At 59.3% G+C, this 4073-nt stretch carries 4 protein-coding genes; 3 read left to right on the top strand and 1 reads right to left on the bottom strand.

Features of this window, described 5'->3' with window-relative positions:
* Positions 1-399: 399 nt before the first annotated feature.
* From F8N21_RS29960 to ahpF, 3 genes are all read left to right on the top strand, one after another.
* Complete coding sequence (locus tag F8N21_RS29960) at positions 400-1335, top strand: site-specific integrase (protein ID WP_150645559.1); 936 nt, start codon at positions 400-402, stop codon at positions 1333-1335.
* A gap of 133 nt (positions 1336-1468) precedes the next feature.
* Positions 1469-2032, top strand: coding sequence for an alkyl hydroperoxide reductase subunit C (gene ahpC / locus F8N21_RS29955; protein WP_150645558.1), 564 nt, complete (start codon positions 1469-1471; stop codon positions 2030-2032).
* A 277-nt stretch (positions 2033-2309) separates the two neighbouring features.
* A complete protein-coding gene (gene ahpF / locus F8N21_RS29950; RefSeq protein WP_150645557.1) occupies positions 2310-3872 on the top strand; it encodes an alkyl hydroperoxide reductase subunit F in 1563 nt (520 codons plus the stop codon).
* On the opposite strand, the gene F8N21_RS31220 is transcribed toward ahpF, so the two are convergent.
* The coding region (locus F8N21_RS31220; RefSeq protein WP_224788321.1) for a hypothetical protein at positions 3829-4073 on the bottom strand (245 nt) is incomplete at its 5' end. The two genes, ahpF and F8N21_RS31220, sit on opposite strands and share 44 nt — an antisense overlap.

Raw genomic sequence — 4073 nt, 5'->3', positions numbered from 1 at the left:
ATCTTTTGATCTTCCCAATAGGCGACTCGTTGCCTGAGCTGGCGCCAAGGTCAAAAGATCGCAGCCTTCGGCAGCTCCTACGCCGGCCGAATGCACCCGTGATACCGCGGATGTACACAAATCCTGTAGGAGCTGCCGCAGGCTGCGATCTTTTGATCTTCCCAATAGGCGACTCGCTGCCTGAACTGGCGCCAAGGTCAAAAGATCGCCGCCTTCGGCAGCTCCTACGCCGGCCGAATGCACCCGTGATACCGCGGATGTACACAAATCCTGTAGGAGCTGCCGCAGGCTGCGATCTTTTGATCTTCCCAATAGGCGACTCGTTGCCTGAGCTGGCGCCAATGTCAAAAGATCGCAGCCTTCGGCAGCTCCTACGCAGGTCAACACAAGGTCATTCCCATGAGCGAACTGGATCGTTATCTACACGCCGCGACCCGCGACAACACCCGGCGCAGTTACCGGGCGGCGATCGAGCACTTCGAAGTCAGTTGGGGCGGGTTCCTGCCGGCAACCAGCGACAGCGTGGCGCGCTATCTGGTGGCCCATGCCGGCGTGCTGTCGATCAACACCCTTAAGCTGCGGCTGTCCGCGCTGGCGCAGTGGCATAACAGTCAGGGTTTTGCCGACCCGACCAAGGCTCCGGTGGTGCGCAAGGTCTTCAAGGGCATTCGCGCATTGCATCCGGTCCAGGAAAAGCAGGCCGAACCCTTGCAGCTGCAGCATCTGGAGCAGGTCGTCGCCTGGCTGGATCAGGAAGCACGGCAAGCCCTGGCCGACGGCGATCAACCGACCTTGCTGCGCGCCAGACGCGATGCCGCGCTGATTCTGCTGGGCTTCTGGCGCGGCTTTCGGAGCGATGAGCTGTGTCGGGTGCACATCGAGCATGTGCAAGCCACTGCCGGTTCGGGCATCACCCTTTATCTGCCGCGCAGCAAAAGTGATAGAGACAATCTCGGCAAGACTTATCAAACCCCGGCGTTGCAGCGCTTGTGCCCGGTGCAGGCGTACATCGAATGGATCAATGCCGCCGGGTTGGTGCGCGGTCCGGTGTTTCGCGGGATCGATCGCTGGGGCAACTTGAGCGAAGCAGGCTTGCACGCCAATAGCGTGATTGCGCTGTTGCGTCAGGCATTGCAGCGGGCCGGGATTCCCGCCGAGCAGTACACCAGCCATTCATTGCGTCGGGGTTTCGCGACCTGGGCCCACCGCAGCGGCTGGGACTTGAAGTCGTTGATGAGTTATGTCGGCTGGAAGGACATGAAATCGGCCATGCGCTATGTCGAAGCCAGCCCGTTTCTGGGGATGGCCCGGGTTGCCGAGAAGCCGGTTGCTTAGAGCTTTCTTCTATTAAAAGAGTCTGCTAATAGCCAAAACCAATCGGTCGCATGAGCTTTGCCAATGAGCCTTCAGGGGGTTGAGTGGGTAGGATTCACCCATCAACTTTACAACCCCTGACGGAGAGTCACCGATGCCTATCATCAACAGCCAAGTAAAACCGTTCAAAGCCACCGCATTCAAAAACGGCGCATTTGTCGAAGTGTCGGACGCCGATCTGAAAGGCAAATGGTCTGTAGTGTTTTTCTACCCGGCCGACTTCACCTTCGTTTGCCCAACCGAACTGGAAGACCTCGCTGACAACTACGCCGAGTTCCAGAAATTGGGCGTTGAAATTTATAGCGTGTCGACCGACACCCACTTTGCCCACGCGGCCTGGCACAACACGTCGGCTGCCATCGAAAAAATCCAGTACACCATGATTGGCGACCCGACCCACGTCATCTCCCGCAACTTCGACGTGCTGATCGAAGAAGTCGGCCTGGCTGACCGTGGCACCTTCGTGATCAACCCTGAAGGCCAGATCAAAATCGTCGAACTGAACGACGGTGGTGTAGGCCGTGACGCATCCGAGCTGCTGCGCAAGATCAAGGCCGCCCAATACGTCGCTGCTCACCCAGGCGAAGTCTGCCCGGCCAAATGGAAGGAAGGCGAGGCCACTCTGGCTCCGTCCCTGGACCTGGTCGGCAAGATCTAAGTCTGTGACTAGCACCAGGGCGGAACTCCGCACCTAAGTTAGCTGCACCGCCCTCAAAAACGCCCGGGCGAGTTGGTCGCCTGTGTGGCGAGTTCTGTCAGTCAATTTCGGCGCCGGCAGCCCATATCCTGCGTTGCCGCTCCTCCCCATAGCGGGCTATGAGTCGTCGCGGCGCCTTGGCTCTGGACTGCCGGCATCCGACCTTGATCTAACGAACTCGCCGTACAGGCGACAGCTCGGGCGGTTTTTTTCGACACAAACAAAGGAAATCGCCCGTATGTTGGACGCCAATCTTAAAGCTCAGTTGAAGTCATACCTGGAACGGGTCACCCAGCCGATCGAGATCGTTGCCTCCCTCGACGACGGTGCGAAATCCCGGGAAATGCTCGCGCTGCTCAAAGACGTTGCCAGTCTTTCCACCCAGATTACCTTGCACGACAACGGTGACGATGGGCGTAAACCATCGTTCTCGATCAACCGCCCGGGAAGCGAGATCAGCCTGCGTTTTGCCGGCATCCCCATGGGACACGAATTCACGTCGCTGGTGCTGGCCTTGCTGCAAGTCGGCGGCCACCCCTCGAAGGCCAGTAGTGAGGTGATCGAGCAGATCCGCTCGCTCAAAGGCGAGTTCAACTTCGAGACGTATTTCTCGCTGTCCTGCCAGAACTGCCCGGACGTGGTCCAGGCACTGAACCTGATGGCGGTGTTGAATCCGAACATCCGCCACGTCGCCATCGACGGCGCGTTGTTCCAGGATGAAGTCAATGATCGGCAGATCATGGCCGTGCCCAGCGTTTACCTGAATGGTGTGAACTTCGGCCAGGGCCGGATGGGCCTGGAAGAAATTCTCGGCAAAATCGACACCAGCGGCAGCGAGCGTCAGGCCGAAAAGATCAGCGCCAAACCAGCCTTTGATGTGTTGGTGGTCGGCGGTGGCCCGGCCGGTGCCGCGGCCGCGATCTATGCCGCTCGTAAAGGCATTCGCACCGGCGTGGCTGCGGAGCGTTTCGGTGGGCAGGTGCTGGACACCATGGCCATCGAGAACTTTATCTCGGTCCAGGAAACCGAAGGGCCGAAACTGGCCGTGGCCCTGGAAGAACACGTCAAGCAATACGACGTCGACATCATGAACCTGCAACGCGCCGACAAGTTGCTGCCGGGCAAGCACGGCGAGCTGCATGAAATCAAATTCGCCAGCGGCGCTTCGTTGAAAGCCAGGACGGTGATTCTCGCGACGGGTGCCAGGTGGCGTGAAATGAACGTCCCGGGTGAACAGCAATACCGCAACAAAGGCGTGGCGTACTGCCCGCACTGCGACGGTCCGCTGTTCAAGGGCAAGCGCGTGGCGGTGATTGGCGGCGGTAATTCCGGTGTCGAAGCAGCCATCGACCTGGCCGGTATCGTGGCCCACGTCACCCTGCTGGAGTTCGATCTGCAGTTGCGCGCCGATGCAGTGTTGCAGCGCAAGTTGCACAGCCTGCCGAACGTCACCGTGATCACCCGGGCGCAAACCACTGAAGTCATCGGCGACGGACAGAAGGTCAATGGCCTGCGTTACAAGGATCGTCAGTCAGAGGAACTGCGCACCGTCGAGCTGGAAGGGATCTTTGTGCAGATCGGCCTGCTGCCTAACACCGACTGGCTCAAAGGCACCGTCGAGCTGTCGCCGCGCGGCGAGATCATCGTCGATGCGCGTGGCGAGACTTCCCTGCCAGGCGTGTTCGCTGCTGGTGACGTGACCACCGTGCCCTACAAGCAGATTGTCATAGCGGTGGGCGAGGGCGCGAAGGCCTCCCTCAGCGCGTTCGATCATTTGATTCGGACTTCTGCGCCGGCATAAGCAATAACGCAAAAAACCAAACCCCGTAGGAGCTGCCGCAGGCTGCGATCTTTTGATCTTGCTTTTGGGCAGTCTCCGAAACTGTTAAAAGATCGCAGGCTCCGCCAGCTCCTACAAAAGCCGCGCTCGACTCGGTCCCGTAGGAGCTGCCGCAGGCTGCGATCTTTTGATCTTGCTTTTGGGCAGTCTCCGAAACTGTTA

The organism is Pseudomonas fluorescens (assembly GCF_902497895.1).
GTDB lineage: Bacteria > Pseudomonadota > Gammaproteobacteria > Pseudomonadales > Pseudomonadaceae > Aquipseudomonas > Aquipseudomonas fluorescens_BP.
Note: the sequence above shows the minus strand (reverse complement) of the source record. Positions and strands in the feature narration are given on the sequence as shown.

What these genes read in the sequence shown, in the direction of transcription:
- ahpC (WP_150645558.1), top strand. Translation starts at nt 1,469, where the DNA reads ATGCCTATCATCAACAGCCAAGTAAAACCGTTCAAAGCCACCGCATTC.
- F8N21_RS29960 (WP_150645559.1), top strand. Translation starts at nt 400, where the DNA reads ATGAGCGAACTGGATCGTTATCTACACGCCGCGACCCGCGACAACACC.
- ahpF (WP_150645557.1), top strand. Translation starts at nt 2,310, where the DNA reads ATGTTGGACGCCAATCTTAAAGCTCAGTTGAAGTCATACCTGGAACGG.